Origin of the sequence: Acinetobacter sp. 226-1, assembly GCF_030329325.1 — a bacterium.
Lineage (GTDB): Bacteria > Pseudomonadota > Gammaproteobacteria > Pseudomonadales > Moraxellaceae > Acinetobacter > Acinetobacter sichuanensis.
The window spans coordinates 344222-363881 of sequence record NZ_JACANU010000002.1 but is presented as its reverse complement, the minus strand read 5'-3'; the positions used below and the strand labels follow the sequence as shown (position 1 = coordinate 363881).

Annotated in this window: 17 protein-coding genes; 7 read left to right on the top strand and 10 right to left on the bottom strand. The window is 33.3% G+C overall.

What is annotated here, in order from left to right; genetic code table 11:
- Positions 1-25: 25 nt before the first annotated feature.
- The 3 genes from hemL to HX124_RS05160 all read right to left on the bottom strand — a co-directional run bounded on the left by hemL (position 26) and on the right by HX124_RS05160 (position 3157).
- A complete protein-coding gene (gene hemL / locus HX124_RS05170) occupies positions 26-1327 on the bottom strand; it encodes a glutamate-1-semialdehyde 2,1-aminomutase (RefSeq protein ID WP_286382156.1) in 1302 nt (433 codons plus the stop codon).
- A gap of 41 nt (positions 1328-1368) precedes the next feature.
- Positions 1369-1989, bottom strand: a complete 621-nt coding sequence (gene thiE / locus HX124_RS05165) for a thiamine phosphate synthase (RefSeq protein ID WP_286382155.1) — start codon at positions 1987-1989, stop codon at positions 1369-1371.
- A 289-nt stretch (positions 1990-2278) separates the two neighbouring features.
- A complete protein-coding gene (locus HX124_RS05160) occupies positions 2279-3157 on the bottom strand; it encodes a hypothetical protein (RefSeq protein ID WP_286382154.1) in 879 nt (292 codons plus the stop codon).
- Positions 3158-3361: 204 nt separating this feature from the next.
- Between HX124_RS05160 and HX124_RS05155 the strand changes: the two genes are divergently transcribed.
- From HX124_RS05155 to HX124_RS05145, 3 genes are all read left to right on the top strand, one after another.
- Positions 3362-4384, top strand: a complete 1023-nt coding sequence (locus HX124_RS05155) for a hypothetical protein (protein ID WP_286382153.1) — start codon at positions 3362-3364, stop codon at positions 4382-4384.
- Positions 4385-4463: 79 nt separating this feature from the next.
- Positions 4464-5159 (top strand): hypothetical protein, encoded by a 696-nt coding sequence (locus HX124_RS05150; RefSeq protein ID WP_286382152.1) that lies wholly within the window; start codon positions 4464-4466, stop codon positions 5157-5159.
- Between the two features lie 199 nt (positions 5160-5358).
- The gene (locus HX124_RS05145) at positions 5359-5877 is read left to right on the top strand and encodes a hypothetical protein (protein ID WP_286382151.1); all 519 of its coding nucleotides are present in this window, start codon (positions 5359-5361) and stop codon (positions 5875-5877) included.
- Between the two features lie 58 nt (positions 5878-5935).
- Here the strand turns inward: HX124_RS05145 and HX124_RS05140 are convergent, their stop codons facing one another.
- Together HX124_RS05140 and HX124_RS05135 are read right to left on the bottom strand one after the other, a co-directional pair.
- Positions 5936-7138, bottom strand: coding sequence for a toxic anion resistance protein (locus HX124_RS05140; protein WP_286382150.1), 1203 nt, complete (start codon positions 7136-7138; stop codon positions 5936-5938).
- A gap of 109 nt (positions 7139-7247) precedes the next feature.
- A complete protein-coding gene (locus tag HX124_RS05135) occupies positions 7248-7628 on the bottom strand; it encodes an Mpo1-like protein (RefSeq protein WP_107006499.1) in 381 nt (126 codons plus the stop codon).
- A gap of 190 nt (positions 7629-7818) precedes the next feature.
- On the opposite strand from HX124_RS05135, the gene HX124_RS05130 reads away from it, so the two are divergent.
- On the top strand, positions 7819-9276 hold the full coding sequence (locus HX124_RS05130; protein WP_286382149.1) for a CYTH domain-containing protein: 1458 nt from the start codon (positions 7819-7821) through the stop codon (positions 9274-9276).
- Between the two features lie 148 nt (positions 9277-9424).
- Here the strand turns inward: HX124_RS05130 and HX124_RS05125 are convergent, their stop codons facing one another.
- Entirely contained in the window at positions 9425-11137 is a 1713-nt protein-coding gene (locus tag HX124_RS05125) for an ATP-binding cassette domain-containing protein (protein WP_286382148.1), read from the bottom strand.
- Between the two features lie 193 nt (positions 11138-11330).
- On the opposite strand from HX124_RS05125, the gene HX124_RS05120 reads away from it, so the two are divergent.
- A complete protein-coding gene (locus HX124_RS05120; protein WP_286382147.1) occupies positions 11331-12794 on the top strand; it encodes a CHAD domain-containing protein in 1464 nt (487 codons plus the stop codon).
- Positions 12795-12842: 48 nt separating this feature from the next.
- Here HX124_RS05120 and HX124_RS05115 read toward each other — a convergent pair whose 3' ends face one another.
- A complete protein-coding gene (locus HX124_RS05115) occupies positions 12843-13475 on the bottom strand; it encodes a hypothetical protein (RefSeq protein WP_107006494.1) in 633 nt (210 codons plus the stop codon).
- 90 nt (positions 13476-13565) lie between these two features.
- Here HX124_RS05115 and HX124_RS05110 point away from each other — a divergent pair, with 90 nt between their 5' ends.
- A complete protein-coding gene (locus HX124_RS05110) occupies positions 13566-13943 on the top strand; it encodes a DUF3144 domain-containing protein (protein WP_107006493.1) in 378 nt (125 codons plus the stop codon).
- 54 nt (positions 13944-13997) lie between these two features.
- Positions 13998-14396: a DUF3144 domain-containing protein gene (locus HX124_RS05105; protein WP_107006492.1), complete on the top strand. Its 399-nt coding sequence runs from the start codon at positions 13998-14000 to the stop codon at positions 14394-14396.
- A 107-nt stretch (positions 14397-14503) separates the two neighbouring features.
- On the opposite strand, the gene HX124_RS05100 is transcribed toward HX124_RS05105, so the two are convergent.
- The 3 genes from HX124_RS05100 to HX124_RS05090 all read right to left on the bottom strand — a co-directional run bounded on the left by HX124_RS05100 (position 14504) and on the right by HX124_RS05090 (position 19587).
- On the bottom strand, positions 14504-17272 hold the full coding sequence (locus tag HX124_RS05100; protein ID WP_286382146.1) for a M16 family metallopeptidase: 2769 nt from the start codon (positions 17270-17272) through the stop codon (positions 14504-14506).
- A 116-nt stretch (positions 17273-17388) separates the two neighbouring features.
- Positions 17389-18564 (bottom strand): winged helix-turn-helix domain-containing protein, encoded by a 1176-nt coding sequence (locus HX124_RS05095; protein ID WP_286382145.1) that lies wholly within the window; start codon positions 18562-18564, stop codon positions 17389-17391.
- A 192-nt stretch (positions 18565-18756) separates the two neighbouring features.
- Positions 18757-19587 (bottom strand): PhzF family phenazine biosynthesis protein, encoded by an 831-nt coding sequence (locus tag HX124_RS05090; protein WP_107006489.1) that lies wholly within the window; start codon positions 19585-19587, stop codon positions 18757-18759.
- Positions 19588-19660 lie beyond the last annotated feature (73 nt).

Sequence of the window (19660 nt, the reverse complement as noted above, 5' to 3'; positions counted from 1 at the left end):
TTCAGGAGAGGGTTAGGGAGAGGTATTAAGCTTTCATTTCTGCAAAAACTTCTTTTGCCATATCAATGGTAAATTGAATATCTTCATCACTATGTGCAGCCGAAATAAAGCCCGCTTCAAAAGCCGATGGCGCAAGATTCACACCACGTTTTAACATACCGTGGAAGAACTTACGGAAAGCATCGACATCACATTTCAACATCGAGTCAAAGCTTGTGATATCTTCTTGATCGGTAAAGTACAAACCAAACATCGCACCCACTTGCTGAGTTTTAAAAGCAATGCCTGCTTCATTCGCAGCAGTCTGCAAACCTGTAAGTAATTTTTCGAGTTGTGCAGTAATATTTTCATAAAAGCCGTCTTGGCGTAAATGCTTAAACATTTCAATCCCTGCACGCATCGCCAATGGATTACCTGACAATGTACCTGCTTGGTAAACTTTACCCAAAGGTGCAATACATTCCATCACTTCACGTTTACCACCAAAGGCACCTACAGGCAGACCCGCACCAATGATTTTGCCCAAAGTGGTTAAGTCAGGTGTCACACCATAATGTGCTTGTGCACCGCCTAAACCTACACGGAAACCCGTCATCACTTCATCAATAATAAAAACTGAACCATGTTCGTCACACACATCACGAATGGCTTGTAAGAAACCATCAATCGGTTTGACCAGATTCATGTTACCCGCGACAGGTTCAACAATGACCCCTGCAATTTCAGCACCAAACTTGGCAAAACATTCTTTTAAAGTGGCAATATCATTATATGGCAAAGTTAAAGTGTGCTTGGCAAAATCAGCAGGAACACCCGCAGAAGTCGCTTCGCCTTCACCGCTCGTCAACAGACCTGAACCTGCTTTTACCAGCAATGAATCTGAATGACCGTGATAACAGCCTTCAAATTTGACAATTTTGTCACGTCCAGTATAGCCACGCGCCAGACGAATTGCGGTCATGGTCGCTTCCGTTCCTGAGTTGGTCATACGCACCAATTCAATTGAAGGCATGATTTCACAGATGATGTCTGCCAATGTCGTTTCGTGGACAGTCGGCGCACCAAAACTTAAACCATCGACAGCAGCATCTTGTACAGCTTTGATAATGTCGGGATGTGCATGCCCTAAAATCATCGGTCCCCATGAACCGACATAGTCGACATAACGCTTGCCATCGACATCGTACAAATAAGCACCCTTGGCTTTTTCAATAAAAACTGGCGTACCACCGACACCATTAAAGGCACGTACAGGAGAGTTCACTCCACCTGGAATATGTTTGCTTGCTTGTTTAAACAATTGTTCTTGCTTGGCAGATAAAGTCATGGAAATGCTCAACTTAAAAATAGAACGGCATTCAAAAAAGCTTATGCTTTTGATGCAAATAAATCAGCCCATTCGTGGGTACGCACAGTAACGCCTGATAACGACTGTCCCAATATATCACTAATCACAGCACAAAGGTCGGCACCTGCATCAATCACTTCACTTGAATTTTCAACAGTTAAACCACCAATCGCACAAATTGGCACATCAAATTTTACTTGGGCTTGTTTTAAAGTTTCCAATCCAATATTGCCTGCTTCAGGCTTGGTTTCAGTGGCATAAATTGCACCAAAAGCCACATAGTTTGCGCCATCCGCAATAGCTTGTTCAGCAAGCTCAATCGAATTATTACAACTACGACCAATCAAGACATTTTTGGGTAAACGAGCAACAGCATCAACAATTGAGCCATCACCCTGCCCCAGATGTACGCCTACGCCATATTTTACTGCGGCTTCCAAGTCATCATTGATCACAAAAGGGACTTTATATTGCGCACACATCGACTTCATATATTCGATTTCATAGTCCTGATCTTGTTTTGCCACTTTTTTACGGCGATATTGCAACACTGCCACTTCATAAGTTGACATTGCACCTTCAAGCTTTGCCAATAAAAGTTCAATTGGATCATCATTGGTAATGAGATAAAGACCGCGCATACAAATACCTAAAGTTTCTAATTGATCTAATTATAGCGTTGTTCTTTTATATTTCATGTTATAAAGCGATTAAAAAATATTTTATGCTTAAAAATAATGTTTATTGATTACAAGCATTTTGCTAAATTTTCTAAAATTATATTTTTTTGGCTATTCATGCCTTAATTTCTATAATTAACATTTATAATTCATCTTTAATTTTCACATAAAAAATGCTGTGTCTGGAGCACAGCATAAATTTAAAAAACAAATAACTTAAAAGCCAAATAGTTTAGGTCAAATGATGATATTAATACTCTAAAATTTCAGACCATTTTTTTGTTTCATCAAATAAGACCTTATTGTTTAAAACTGCTTTATATTGTGCAGTCTGATCATTTAAAGCTGAAATTGTCGTAATATTTTTATTGTCTTTGGTATCAATAATTGTCATGACACCGCTATATGGCGAAGAAACAATATCATCATTTTTTGCATCTTTTTTAACAAAGAATGGCTGATTAGTATTGTCATAAGCGACGCTAAAATCACCATTTTCACCGCCTGTTGCAGCAATTTTACCACTCAATTGTAATTTAACATTTGTAGCATCTTGTGCTGACCACACAAGTTTATAGTTATCAACCACATAATTGACTGTTCTAAGTTTTTTACTTTGATCAAATTGTTTGATCACTGCTTTAATTTGATTGACTGTGATTGTCGCTACGGAAGGTAAATCATTGACATTCAGCCCACCATTAATGACCTGATTTTCTCCATCTGCAAATGAAACATTCAAGTCGTTAAATTCATAATCACGACTATGATCATTGATTTGCTTAAACTTAATAACACCAGAAGCACTCCCCTTACCTTCAACTTCAAAAACACCAACACATTTATTTAAAGTGACCGTATTGGCTGTTTTTTGATATGAACCAGATTCACACTTGATATTATTATCCAATATTTCATCTGTTCCATATACCAAAGAGTCAATTAAACCATCTCCTAAAGATTCTCGGAGAACAATTCCACTAACTTCATTGATCAGTGCTTTTGCTGTTTCATCTGTTGTTGGATTTGTTGGATTTGTTGGATTTGTTGAATTTGTATCATCATCATTATCACTCCCACAAGCAACTAATGCTAAAGTACAAACAAGTGTTAATATTTTAATTTTCATTTGGATCATCCTTGTTGAAGGCGCCATCCTATTTTTAAAAATAAAATGCAATAAAACTATTCCTCAAATAAGGAGTTGTTAAATCTCTAAAGTTATGATTTTCAAAAATTTGAATGCTTTCTGAATAAAAATAATACTTCTTTTTTATTTACTGTTATACTTAAGACTCTATATTATAAACACATTAAATATATAAACGAAAAAATGTTCATCTCCAAAATAAAAGCAGGTCTTCAAACCCCAAGTCAAGAACTTAAGAAAATTTATCGTGATATTTTCATTTTCAGCTTAATTGGTTTTTTTATTTTGGTTTTTACTCAAAGTTTTTTAGCATCTATAACGTCTTATTTAGTTTTATTTTTTCTCTATAAATGCTTTTTCTATTCAAAAAAAATAGAACTACCTCAATATTACGAAAAAAATTATCGTATTTTTAAAATAAATCTCATTTATAGTTTAAGCATCATTTTTATTTCTACATTTTTTATTTTAATTATTTCAGCATTTATACATCTAAAATTTTTTAAAATTTTAATCGTCATTTTTTCTACTTTTCTTGTTTACTTTATATTATACCAACTGCCTATTATTTTAGCCTACTTAATCTATTTTAAAATAAAAAGCACATTTTTTGAAATCAAATGGGAATCTCCTACTTCAAATACTCAAAATAAACTGTCCATTTCTGAACGACAACTTAAATTTAAACAACGGAATATAAAACCGAAACCAAATACTCCAATCATAATCAGTACAACATCAGATAAAATTATTCCTCCATTTATACTGAATACCGAAAATAGCAGTACAGAACAACTGTTCGAGCTAAAAATACATTATCAAAGTTATTTAGGTGTACGCCATAAACGCCAAATCAATGAAATATATAAAGTATTCAAAGAAGTTGATTTAAAGCTATCAAACAAAAATAAATTTTATAAGAACAGACAAAGTATTTCAAAAATACAACTCACATTATTAGAACAAATTCTTGAATATACTCAACAATTTTTGACTTATCCGCGAAATGAACAAACACGTTTTTGTCGAAATTTAAACAATGTTCCTGATCTTTGGTTTACACAAATGCTGAATAAAATTTTAGATGATTTGTTAAAGCAAGTTGAGTCTATTTATAATCATGATTTACAATCTTTATTAGACCATCAAGAATTCTTACATCAAAGTTTAAAAGCTGAGGAGGATTTTAAAATAGATAAAAAATAAAATTTTAGAATATTAAAAACAGCATAATAAAATCAAAAGGTTGAATGAAAATACAAAATATCCAAGGTGATCTAAATTTATGCATTATTTTAAAATTACTTTAACTATCTTAATTTGTATTTTATTCATCTATAGTGAAATAAGTTTTTTAAAGTCTTTAAGTATTTTTGTGCTGATTTTAGTATGCCTTTATCTTTTCTTACTTGTATTTATGAAAATTTTGAATCAAGTTTTATTTCCAAATACAATACATGGGCATATTGAAAAAAATGAAAATCAAAATTTAAAATCAATCCCTATTCAGCTATTTAAAACTGATCACCCAAAAGTTAATCAAGAAAAAATCACGATCATACAACAATTTCAAATTTTTAAAAAAAATATTCGTACACAATTAGATTCTCAAAACCAAGCTTATTTAGATGAAATTGAAATGATTTTTCTGGATATAGAGCAACGTAAAAAATCCACTCAATTTAATATTTCTAAAAAACTAAACCGTAAACTTAGATTGGCTGAAAATGAATGCTTAAAACGAATTCAACTGTTATTTGATCATTATTTAAATCATGCATATAACAACTTTGATCAGCAAACATTCATAGATGAACGCAATAAAATTATGGAAAAATTACTTAAAAAAATAGAATTTTTATACCAAAATGACTTACAATCCTTACTCAATCACCAATATTTCATACAACAAAATTTAGATGTGAAACCAGTATTTGAATTAAAGGAAAACACAAAGAGAATTTGGCAAAACGATGAGTAATAAAGATCAATCACATAATCGAATTTCTGGAAAAGACGCTTTAATCACGTGTGTTATCTCGATTATACTTGCTATCTTTATTAGTATCCTTCTATTTATAGATACATGGTTTTCTAATCTATTACTGGTCGTTATATTACTGGGAATTGTATTTGGTGTATATTGGCTGTATAAAATAAGTGATTTAGAATTTAAAAGAATGTTAAAAAATCAAGAAGATGAAAATAAAATAGACGTTATCCATCAACAACCAACTGCTTATTTTTTACAATATCAACAACTCATTTCAAATTATCAACATTTACAAAGTCAGAGTCTACGACATTTAAGTCAAAATGCGCAAAATCAACTGACAAAAATCGAAGAAATCATGCAATTTATGAATGAAAAACTTCAGCAGAGTCAAGATGAATCATTTCAAAATGAAATTATGGATATTCAAAGAACCTTAAATGCCTATCTTAGCCCTGCATTACAGCATTTTATTGATATTCCTGAGTTTTTAAGAAATCGTAAAGTTTTAGATCAACAACAGACACCAAATCAGATCATTGAACAACAGCTACAAATGATTGTAAATGAGTTTGAAAATATTGCTGAGTCAATTTATTTAAATGATTTAAATCAATTGGTTGATCATGGGCAATTCTTAAAATATAAATTACAACAACCCGATCTCTTTAAGACGCAGCAAGATATTTCTGATCATTCAGCTTAAAAGTAAAAAGTTGCAATTCTTACAACTTTTTATTGGTTATAGATGATCAGATATCAAATTACTTTTCATTGACAGAAATAAAATCTTTTACAGTGAGCTGCTCATCTTTTAATTGCTCTGCAACTTCTTGAGCTCGAACTTGATCTGTAAATTGCTGCGCACGTTGTAACTGTGCAGCTAAATGATCCATACTTTGTTGTAAATTAGGCAAAGCTCGAACTTTAAATTCGTTCACTAAATCAATGGTTTCAAAAATTTGGTTAAAAGCCACTTGTAGTTTTTCAACATTAATTACACTATTTGAAGATTGTGATTGAATATCTCGTGTTTGTTGATTCAACATTTTACTGGTTGCAACAATCAAATCTTCCGTAGTGCTATTAATAATTTTAACCTGATTTAGAACAAGTTTTTGAGTTGATAAGGCTTGAGCCACCACCATAGCCGTTTGTAAGGCAGAAACCGTTGTCATCAAAGCACGGTCTACACCTTTTATCAGTTCTAAATTATTTTTTCGAATTAAATCTAGCGACATATACGCCTGTACACTCACCGCTTGTTGCGTCATTAAATCGGTGACTTTCTGCTTTAAATAAAACAAAACTTCTTCTTGTAAAACCATTGCTTTTTGCTGATCTGTCACCCGTACATTTTCAATAATATCTTCAACTTTTCGGCTGAGTTCCTGCCCAATATAACTATATTGTTCAAGCTCTTGCATGGTATCCCACATATTACGTTTGTCACGTTCTAATGCGATATTATCTTTAATTAATTCATCTTTACCATTTTCTAAACTACTCAGTACAACATTAATATGCTCTTCTGAAGATTTATATTTATCAAAATAGTCCTCGACTCGCTCACCTAAAGGTAAAAATTTTAACCATTTTCGCACAGCAAAAAATTTCTGATTATTTGCAGGATTCAAACTGTCTAAAGTTTGTTTAAGATCAATCAAACTTTGGCTAATATTTTGACTGTCAGCATCATCATTTAATTGATTCAATGATCTTGAAAGTAAGCGGTGGCTCAGTCGTGATGATTTTTTAACACTATTATGTCCAAGTTGATGAACTGCATTCACTTTATCTTGAAAGGTTTTTTCATGTACAGGAAGATCAATTAAATGTTGTAAAAATTGTTCAACTTGTTGATTTAAATTTTGTACAACCTCTGGCTTAATTTTTACTGCGCCACCAACTTGTTGATGATCTACTAAAGGTAATGCATCAGGTGCAGTTAATTCTATTTTAGCCATACATTGTCCTCTGTTATTTTATTATGATCTTTTTCAACCTCTTTGATTCAATCATTCAAAGAGGTTTTATATATTATTTAAGTGAATTATTAAATTTTAATCAAAACAATTAACGATCAATTTTATCAAACTGACGGTCTTTTAAACTTAAGTTACCACGAACAATATCAGATAACATCCGCCAATCTGAAATAAAGCTATATAACGGTTGTTTAAAACTTGCTGGTTTATTTTTTTCAAAAACAAAATGCCCTACCCATGCACAAGCATAGCCAGAAACTAATCCATATACAAAATATTTAGGTTTACGTTGACGAATTGCTTTACTAAAAAAATAAATCCCGACGCTACTGCCTACCGCATGTAGACGGCGACTCATAATATTTCGGTGTTCGGTAAGATAAAAACGATAAAATTCAGAATAGTTTTTAATTGGTAGCTGAAAATTTGGCGTCGTTAATTCTGATTTTGGTTCAACGAGTGCATTCATTCTGATTTTCCTTATTTATTTTGTATTGCTTTATTCTAATGGATGCCGAATTAAAAGCCAAATGAACTTTGACCCATACAAATACTGATAATGCAGTTTGAATCGACAAGAAAGCGAACAATTTTACAGTATATTTTAGGCTACAATAGCGCATTAAAATTCAAATTTTACTATTTTTCAGGATTTCACCATGCTTGAAGTTGAATTGAAATTTCAGATTTCAGAAAGCCGTCGTAATGCTTTACTCAAAGCCATTGACCCTAAAAAGTCTGAAATTATTCAACTTCAAGCAAAGTATTATGATACACCTGATAAAAAATTGGCGGCACACGGTGCTGCACTGCGTCAACGCTTAGAAGGTAAAACATGGGTTCAAACCCTTAAAGCTGCGACTAAAAACCATTTACAACGTATTGAAGAAAATCACAATTTAGGTGAATTAGCTGAAGCACCACAACTGGATCTTTCACTCTATCCAAAAAACTCCGAAGCTGATCAAATTCTGCAAAATGCTTTAGGTGATCAATTTGACCAGCTACGATTGCAATTTGAAACTGATATTCAAAGAACGTGTCGAGTCATTACATTTGAAGATGCAGAAATTGAAGTCAGTTTAGACATTGGTGAAGTGCGTACTCAAACAGCACGTCATGAAATTCATGAAGTTGAATTTGAACTAAAAAATGGTTCTATCCAATCTTTATTGGCTTTTAGTTTTGAATGGGTGAAAAAATATCAACTTTGGTTAGATGTTCGTAGTAAAGCCGAATTTGGTAACTTATTGACATTAAATCAAACTGTCAGCCCTGCTCATATCGCTAAAGATATGATCCTGAACAAAAAAGATAGTTCAGATAAAAGCTTAAGAACGATGATTGCTAATCATATGCAACATCTATTACCAAATATTGCCGCAATTTCAGCACAAGTTGCTGAAGCAGAACACATTCAACAAGCTCAGCTTGCCTTACACCATTTACATCTCAGTTTATCTTTATTTAAAGATTGGACACATGTAAAAACTGAAAAATGGGCACATCAACTTGCTGCATTTGAAAGTCATTTTCAAAATTTACAACATTTTCAACACATGCAAAATACTTTAGGTGCTTTGCTACAAAACCCTAAAACGGCTGAAAGCTTAGATAAAGACATTCTATATGCACAAGAAAAGTTGAATAATTTAGTTAAATCTACACAAAATGTGCAGCATTATTTAGAATTACTCATGTTTAGCCTTGCAGAGGCTGAACAATCCACTCATGATTTAAAATGGTTTGCACAAAATACGCTGCAAAATCAATATAAATTATTACAAGAGGCTTTGAGTCAAGCCGATTTAAATCATCTGGAAAGTCTTGAACTTTTAGCGCAAAGACTGAATGAGCTAAAATTTAGCTTCCCGATTTTAACCCAAATTTATGATGTAAAAAATCTACAAAAATATGGAAAATCACTGAACGATGCACAGCAAGCATCTGAGCAATATCAAGTTTTAGCATCATCTTCATCTTATTTACAACAAACTGAACTAGAAGCCAGTGATTGGTTTGCATTAGGTTGGTTAACTGCAAAACAAGAAGCTTATGCAGAAAAACTACTTGAAGCAACTGAACAATTTCTAATCAGTCGAAAGTTTCTAAAATAGGATTAAACTATAATATATTCAATATTTTACATTTAAGTTTATTTTGTATTATGTTATCAGGTGATCAAGACATTGATATATTGTGGTCACCTTATTGAGTAACAAACATCAAGTTTTACTTAGTTATTTTTAGTGATATTTAAAAACCTCATAGTTCTAAATCAGTTTTTTGAATAGCACTTTTTTGAATTAAAGTATCAAAATTAATGACTTCATCTGCATATTGTTGGGCAAAATTTGCATGTGAAATGATAAAAGTTGTTTTTACTTGGCTTTGAATAAATTTCATTAATGCCATACTTGTTTGTTCATCTAATGCGGCTGTTGGCTCATCCATAATTAATAATTGTGGTTTTTTAAGTAGTGCTCGAATAATACTAATACGCTGCTTTTCGCCACCTGAAAAACTTTTATAAACATGTTTAATATTATCATCTAAAGCTAAATTATTTTTATTTATTAAATTCAATAAATTAAACCGTTCTAAATAATCATAAAGCTCATCATCGGTATATGTATAATGACTATTATGAACTAAGTTTTCTCTAAATGTTCCCGAGTACACTACAGGCATTTGACTCACGACTGCAATTTCTTTAAAAATATTTTCAGAGAATTGTTGACTGATTTCCACATTTTTATAAAACAATTGCCCTGCTTTTATCTTTTCTAAGCCAATTAAATAGTTGATAAAACTCGTTTTTCCTATACCTGTTTGCCCAATCGCAATATAGTTCTTCCCTTGTTCTATGACAAAGTCAAAATCTGTAATTAGGTTTTTACCTAAGTAAAATTCGGCTTGTTTAAACGCATAGAAAATAGGCTGATCAATAATAACTTCAGAACTGAGTTGATCTGTCATTAAATGAAAATATTGTTCAAATTTTTCGATGGCAATAAAATCACCTTTCAAATGAATAATACTTTGTGACACCATTAATAAAGGCATGGTTAATGCAATAATATATGTACTAATGAGGACAAAATCACCTGAAGTCACTTGCTTTTGACTGAACAGATAAACTGTCAACAACATAAATGATAAAAGAAAAAAACCCACGAATAAAACTTGTATAACCATTAAACCAGCAAGTTTTTTATGGCTACTTAAAATCTCATCTTTATAATGTTCTAAACGCTTTTCGTATAAATTCATTTCATATTGCTGTGCACCATTAACCTTAATATCATAATTTGTTTGAATTTTTTCAACTAAAAACTGACCGACCTGATTTTGCGCATTATACATTGCAGTAAAAATATCATTTCCCTTTGCAGTAAAATATATGTTCAATGCAAAAGTGATCACGGCGAATAACATAAAATATAAGGCATAAGCTAATTCAATAGCGTGTGCAAGCACCCAAACCATACTTAAAATTTGGAATAAAATAGGAACTAATACAAATAAAATAACGTAGGTAATCGTACCAAATGAGCTAGCTCCACGTAAAATATCAGTTTGATAAACCCCCAATTCAATTTTTTTCTGTTCCGCAAATGTCGCCTCAAAAAATTGTTTGACCCCACCATGTAAAAGTGCAATTTTAAATTTAGTCATTAATCTTGCACTTAAGAAATTCGCTGCATGATTTAACACATTCATCAGCAACCATCCTAAAGCGTAGGCTGTTGCTAAAATGTAGAGATTTTTCCATGTAAATAACTGGTCAAATGTTACAACATTTTTCGTATGAGACTGATCAACAATTTCTTTTAAAATATAAGGCACTGCAACTGAAAGTAACGTGTGAATCATCAAGAATAGACCTAAAATCAGCATATCTTGTATTGGTCTGGGATAACGATTTTTGACAATTTTCCAAATAGTTTGATAATTTTTTAAAACTTTTATACTCATCCAAAACCTATTTTTATCTATTTTTTAGTCAATTTATTCTTATTCTAATCATGGCAGATCAAATGCTTCCATGTATTTATTGTGAACAGTGATTCAATTTATCTTAATATTTAAACGTATCCAATTATGTACTAGGTTTTAAATTTATATTGTTCTAATATAAGAAAAAGTTTCTATAACAGGATGTTAGACCATGTTTGAAATAGAACTCAAATTTCAAATCAAAAATGATAAAAAAGATGCCTTTCTCAAAGCATTACAAAGAAGAAAGTGTGATAAATCCACTATACATACTCAATACTTTGATCATGATAAATGCCCTTTATCTACACAAGGTATTGGATTACAACAACGTTTAGAAAATGGTCAATGGATACAAATACTACATTTATCCAATGTAGAACAACTGGCACCCCCCCAATTTCAAATCAATTTAGGAACAACAGCCCCCAACAATTTCGAGTTTAAAAATTTTGGTAATAAAAACCATCATAAAAGCATCAGCAAAAATACTCAAAAATTATTAAATGATCTTTCATCTGAACTGTATGTGAAATTTAGCATAGATATTGAACGCTTTATCACCTCATTTAATTTTCAAAAAAGCCTCATTGAAGTGTATTTTGATCAAGGTCTTGTTTATTCTCAGCAACAAAAACGAGAGTTTTCTGAAATAACATTTAAGTTAAAAAAAGGTAATATTCAGGATTTTATTTCTTTTGTTCTGCCTCGCATTAAACGTTATGCCTTATATTTAAATACACAAGCTAAAACACATTATGATGATTTACTCAGTCAGAACATCCCTGCTCAATTTCAAACACCATTTCAATTAGACCCAAAAAGCTCACCTGAACAAGCCATTAAAAAGATTGTACAACATACTTTACAGCATCTTTTGCCGAACAGTTCTGCCATTGCCTCAGGCTACTTTACTGAGGAACATGTACATCAAGCTCGTGTTGCGATCCGTAGGTTACGCAGTGCACTCAAAACTTTTGCGCATTGGTCATCTCATCTTGATCCGACATGGGAACAACAACTTGCCGAACTTTTCCGCCAACTGGGTCATCAACGTGATCTTGATATGGTTAAAAGTACAATTTTACCGCAAATTTTAGCTGATTGCTCACCCAACATAACATTGAAAAAACACAAAAATATAGATAAAAATAAACTAGATGATGTGTTTAAGTCGTTTAATTTTCACGCTCTTATCTTAACTTTGATGCAGTTTGTCCATACACAGCATAGTGAGCCACTTTCTCTCAATCTGAAAAAACAATTTAGAAAAGATATTGAAAAATTACATCAGAATATTATCAACAATTCATTTAATTTTTTAGAATTAGCAATAGATGACCAACACCGTGTTCGTAAACGCTTAAAACGTCTACGTTATAGCATTGAGTTTATCGCATCGCTCTATCCTACTGAAAAGGTAAAAGAATATTTAAAAGCACTGAAACCTGCACAAGAAGCTTTAGGTTTATATAATGATTTATTTGTTGCTGAAAATATTTTTAAAAGCATCTCAGAACATGAACCTAAAGCATTATTTGCTCTAGGTTGGATTGCTGCACGAAAGCATGATTTATTAGCACAATCAGCCCAAGAGTTACGCCATCTTTCTCAAGCTGTACCTTTTTGGAAGTAAATAATCTTAATTTTTACAATATTTTAGATTTTATTTGGGAAAATGCGATTAACGATATTTCCCAAATATTTTCCAAGTTTGGTTATCTGCTAAAGGATCACTATAACTGTCATTTCGTTGCTTACGTGGCTTATCACGTGCATCAATCAATTCAAAATGCTCTTCTGTGCTTAATACTAAACCATTCACATAAAAACGAGTACGTGTATATTCACTTTGACCATGTTGAAAAATATACGTTCTTAAATCAATAAACTCACGATGTGCCACTAAGGCTGCGGTATCATCGCTATTTAACCAATGTTTCATGGCTAAAACTTGTTCAGGCTCAAACTGACCACATTTATCCATCAAACTGGCTAAACCACGAAAAGTTTTAGATTCTTTTGCTCGTGTTTTATTAATACGAATACGATCTACATGAAAGAAAAATAAGGGTAAATTTAAGTGGCTAGGTAGATGGACAGCATCTAAAACCTCATCTTCCATAAAGGGTTGAAATAAGTCTTGCGCACGTTCAATCAACCCTGTCCACTGATGATAATATTCGGCAACTTGTTGTTTTGAACCATAATAAATAGGTAGACCTTCAACATTTGCTAAATCTGTTGGCGGCCAAATATTTTGACGCAATAAGGCAATATCACTTTTTAAACTTTGTACCGCAATAGCATCTTGCATATACACCTCTTAAATTGTTTAATTTTATACTTAGGCTATTTTAAGTATGCTATAGTTTAAATATACATACAAGATATTGAGAGATTTTAAATGTCAAACAATTCAAATAATTTTGATGGCTTATTAGACCAAAACGAATCTGCACCAGATGAACAATTTTATCAACGTGCAGATGAATTTATTGCACTTGCAAATGAGCTTGCAGACACGACAGATGATGCTGAACAATTCGCTCAATCTGCTGCAAAAGTCAGTGCTTCACTGATGTATGCCAATGCACGTTTTGACATTTGGTTGACTGCATGTGGTTATGACAAAGCTGAAGATATGCAAGCCAACAAAGAGCAAATTTTGCAGTATTTTTTAGAGCAATATAAAGTTATGTTAGAAGATAATTTTGAAGAATATGCAAATAACTTTGAAGAATATATGAATCCACCACAGGATGAAGTTAAGCATTTCGTTTAAAGGCGAGATTGCCTATAATATGAGAATATTTATGTAATCGTTGTGGAAATATTCATGTCTCAAAAAATCGATGCTGCGGATGTCACTGAAGAAGAAGCGTTAAATGCCGTTTTTTTTGAGCGTGCCGATGAGTTCATCAAACAAGCCAATGAATTTTGCCGCCCACCAAAAGGTCAAAAACCTGATCCAAATGAGTTACGTGGTCAGGTCAGTGCAGCCATGTTATTTGCCACAGCTCGTTTTAATACATGGGTTGCAGCCAATACGTTTAAAGATGGCAACGAAATGCGTGATGCCAAAGAGCAAGTGATGTCTTATGTACTTCAACAGTTTCAAATGATGTTAGAAGACAATTATGACGAATATTGTGAACAATTCGAGAACTATTTACGCTTCCGTAAAAATGAAGAATTTCACACACATAAGCATGACCATGACCATCATCAACACTAATTTACAGACCTAAAAATGAAAAAAGCCCTGTCAAGTACAAGGCTTTTTTATTCTTTTACAGATCATTAAAATAAAAACAATTGATCAAAATATGTGATTACAAAAAATTATGGTTTCTGTGCCGTACCATATTGATCTGCCATTACCTCAACCAACTGATTCAGATCAATATATTTCTTAATCACAGCATCTACATCTGCTTTGGTCAATTTTGCAAACTCTTGATCACGTTGTGCTCGATCCAATAAGTTACGTTTATTTTGCATTTGGGAAACTAACATACGATGAATAATACGATCATCTTCAAGTGAAGTAACACGTTTTTTCATGATTCTGGCTTTTGCTGCTTCAAGCTCTTGTTCCGTTATGCCATTGCTTAATAATTCAGTTAATACTTGATGAATGACTTGTGAAACTTGGGCTGATTTTCCCGCAGTATAGTTGGCTTCTATCTTGATTGCACCAGACTCAACAACGTCATCTAGATCCAATTGACTACCAAAACCATAAACTAAAGCATTCTTTTCACGCAATTCCTTACCTAAACGAGAAGATAATTGTGAATCACCTAAAATATTATCTAATACAATTAATGCAGGTGCATCCACATGATATGCCCCAACAGGAATCGTCAAAATACTTTGATAATTACCAAACTCTCGTTGCTCTGAAAGCGCATGAACTTTTTGTGCTTTATATGCTTCAAAACCAGAGCTTAAACGCTCATATTTTTCTTTACTTTTCCAATTTCCTAACTGTGATTGAAGTAACTTTTGAATATGTTTAGCATCATATTGTCCTGTAATGGCAATTTGTGCATGATCCATTGCAAAAAATTTCTGATATAAATCTTTCACTTGCTGATTCGTCATTGACTTAATTTGCTGTTTTGCCAACTCTGGTTCATAGTGATAACGCAAATCACCTGCTTGATAAGTCTCTAGCAAACGAGAAATGGTTAATGCAGCTACAGTTTCAGGCTCGGTATAAGGACGATCTAAAGTCGCTAAACTTTGTAACTTGATTAAATCAAACTGTGATTGTTCGAACTTTGGCTTTTTCATCACAGCTAAAATATACTGAAAAAAGTCATCAAACTTATCTTTTTTCGCAGAAATTTGGATTTGCATCCCATTGCCATTTGCAACTGCACTGGCTGAACCACCTGCTTCTATCGTTTTATCTGCAATATCTTGCAAACTATATTGATCTGAAGCACGTAATAACAAATAAGAAGTAAATTCAATAATCTCATCTTTATTGAATAAAGACTGTGCTGTACCGAACTCCACATTCAAGGTTGCATAGGTTTTATCATCACGAGTGGTCGTTGGAAATAGTGCATATTGCATTCCATTTTTGAGTTGACCACGTTGAATTTTTTGCTCAGATTTTTGCAAAAGCTGTTTTGAAACATCAACATACTGCGCTACTTCTTTTTTATATTCATCTGCTGACTTTAGTGGCTCTTCAGCAATGGTCTGCTGATCTAATGTTTTATTAGACTCCGTAGACTGTTTTTGCTCAAGTGCTTTCTTTTGATCTTCAGGAGTAGGCTGTATATCCCCACTAAAACGATGTGGTGACGTTAAAAATGTTTTTAAGGTTTGATTGGTTTCTGCAACTGTTAAAGCTTGTATTTTTTGTTGGTCTTTAAAATATTGTGTCCAATCACCATGTGATGATACAACATAATCACTCAACATTGAGCCGACTGCTGATGCACTACTCAATAGATTATCTTGTGCATTTTTTAAGAGATTTTTAACACGTTTTAACTCAACTTCATTAAATGCTGGGTTTTGTTCTACACCTGAGATTAAGGCTTGATCAATACGTTTTGCATCATGTGTAGGTGCATAAATTGCCCCCATTAAAATCAGATTAAAATCATCATCTAACCAAGTTGTTGATTGCACATTCGTTGCTATACCTGTTTCAACCATACTGGAATATAAATGACCACTTGGCTGCAATGTATATAAATAAGGTGTTAATGCTAAAACGGGTTGAATTGCTTCATTTTTCCCATTCATATAAATATTAAATTTTGCTAAATCGCTGCCTTTTTTTACAATAAATTGGCGATTTTTTACAGTTGCTGAATCTAATAAGGGAACTTGTGCTTGTGTTGGTAATGCACGTTTTGGAATGGCACTAAAGTTTTGATCAATTTGCTTTAAAACCTCAGCTTTATCAAACTTTCCTGAAATGACCATAACCGCATTATTGGGTGCGTACCAGTCTTTATAGAACTTGTTCAGTTCATTCATTTTAATGGATTGTAACTCAGGTAAATCACCAATCGGCAAACGTCCTAAGAATTGATTACCATAAGCTGCTTTCCACATTTGATCCATGAGTACAGCAAATGGCTGATCCATTCTGACTTCACGCTCACGCATGACAATATTAATTTCAGAAGGTACATATTTTTCTTGTAAAACCAACTGATCCATCCGTTCTGCTTCTAAATAAATAATTTCATTTAAAGCATTCGCTTCAGGACGTACAATATTGGTATATTTTGTTGAATAATAATCTGTGCTCGCATTCGTCATTAAAGTATAACGATCAAGTCGACGTTGAAATTCTTCGCCTTGAACATTTTTTGTTCCTTTAAAAGCAAGATGTTCTAGTAAATGTGCTAAGCCTCCTTTTCCTTTTGGATCATTCAAAGAACCTGTAAAATATACTGTATTAACAAAGACTTTACTCTCTTTCTCATTCGGTGCTAATAAGATACGAAAACCATTTTCTAAGGTATATTCTTCAATATTATGTTCAGATTTAACCAAAACAGGTTGGGCAAAAGCCGCTATCCCGACGCCCATTAAACAAAGAGATAAAGTGAGTTTTTTCAACCGCATTAACATAGAAATTCCAGATTTTTTGGATAAATTTTAAAAAATTGTAAACAGCTTAGCTTAAGAAAGACTGCAATAAATAGTTAATTTTTGAAACTTTTTACTGTTCAATCACATTTAAAAAATCAGGACTGCCATTTTTGTAAAAATTTTATTTCAGTCGTATCCACCACATTGCATTGGTTAAATGCTGCAAACCTTTCCAGTTCCTGCATCAGTAGAAAATAAAACTGATCCTGATCTAGCCATGATTTGGCTTCATCCTGTAAATGAAAACTGCACAGTTGCAGAATTTTTTCTCCCCGATGTGCTTTACAATCCATCCGCCCTACCAGTTGATCAGCATATAAAACAGGCAAGCAAAAATACCCAAAACGACGCTGCTCGGCAGGTAAATAGCACTCCAACCGATAATCCATCGCAAAAATCTGCTCTAAGCGTTCACGATGGATCAGTACATTATCAAAAGGAGATAGAATTTTAAGCTGTACTTGTGGCTGTAGCGTATGCGTCAAAGCCTGCGTGTCGACATATAAAAGCTGCCCTTTTGCCTGTTGAATAGGTGTAATAGTGCCAAGCTGAAGCTGTTCATCAATAATTTGACGCATCGCCTTTTGTAGTGACTGACCCGTTTTTAAGTGCAAGAGCTGTTTTAAACTGAAAATACCATGTGCCCGTAGCGTCTGATCAAATAAATATTGTGCATATTGTTGCAGATCAGGTTCGCTTAAATCGAGATCTGCGGGTAAACATCGTGCTGTCAGATCATAAATTTTTTCCATGCCCTGACGCTGACAAATCATCAGATCACCTTGCATAAATAACTGCTCAAGTGCACGTCTTCCTGCACTTGACTTCCATCCTTGTCCAGCAACCTGACGATGCCGAAGTTCCAAATCACGTAATTTGAGTGGACCTTCTGCTGTGATTTGCGCCATGATTTCAGTCATTAACTGGGGCTCACCACGATTAAAATAACGGCTTTCACCACGTCGGACTGCATTCATCTGGATTAAAGCAAAACGATAATCACGCATGGGTAAATATGCTGCGGCATGTGCCCAATATTCAAAAATTTGTTGATCTTTCACCAAATGATTCAAATGATCTTGCTGATAATCCTGCACACGATTCCATAACACATGATGATGTGCCCGCTCTACAACGGAAATGGTATCAATTTGCACATAACCCAAGTGTTGAATCATGCTCAATGTTCCTGACTTTCCGATATATTCCGTAGCGTCTGGGATTAATTTTTGATGAGCCAATGCCAATTGTCTTAAATTTTGTTGATGCATAAATCACACAATATAGCTGTTATTTTCAGGTGAATATTAAAGTTATAGATTTAAATACTGATTTGAATGAGCAAAGCAAAATGATACAAAAGTTGAAGCATCCACATCAGCCTTAAAATGTCACTCAAAAAGACTTTCCCTCAAGAAAGTCTTCAGCATGCTAACATTATTTTTTAAGATACAATGCAGAATTTACAGAGAAAGTTCAGCCACCATATACAACTGCGCATAACCTGAAATTTCAATACGTTGATCATTCAGAATTTTACAATATAACTCTCCGCCTCGTGCAGAAGCCTGATAAGCAATCAGTTGATCTTTACTGAGTTTTTCAGCCCATAACGGTGCCAATCCTGTATGCATGGAACCTGTCACAGGGTCTTCATCAATGCCTTTATGTGGTGCAAAATAACGTGCAATATAATCATATTTTGAAGAAGCTGCCGTGATGGTCAGATCCAATTGATCTTCTTTGGCAGTGATTGCGGTCGAGATTTTATAGGATGCTGCAAGTTTCTGAATTGCATCTAAATTTGGAATAGCATCTTGAACCGCTTGTGCTGACTTTAATACCAAAATAAAAGCTTGCGGATTGATATAAACCTCTTCAAAAGGCTGATCAATCACCTGATTTAACAGTTCAGGATAATTCAGCAAAGGTTCAGCTCTACGAATTGGAAAATTCATGTGAATCATTCCATTTTCATTGCGCTGAATAATAAAAATACCTAAATTTTCAACATGAAATTGCAGTGTGGTTGCCGCTGTATAATGTTCAAATAAAACAAAAGCTGATGCCAAAGTTGCATGTCCACAGAAATCCACCTCCAAAATTGGGGTAAACCAACGGATTGCATAGTTTTCCGCATCCATTTTTTTGACAAATGCAGTTTCAGCCAAATTATTTTCCAAGGCAATTTTCTGCATGAGGGCATCGTCCAGCCACTCATCTAGAACCAATACAGCCGCAGGATTACCCTTAAATAATTGTTGGGTAAAAGCATCAACCTGATACATTTTCATGTTTAATCTCCTCATTCATGGGTATTTTAGCCAAAACCATTGCTTGAAAAACAGATACACTTTTTATTTTTAA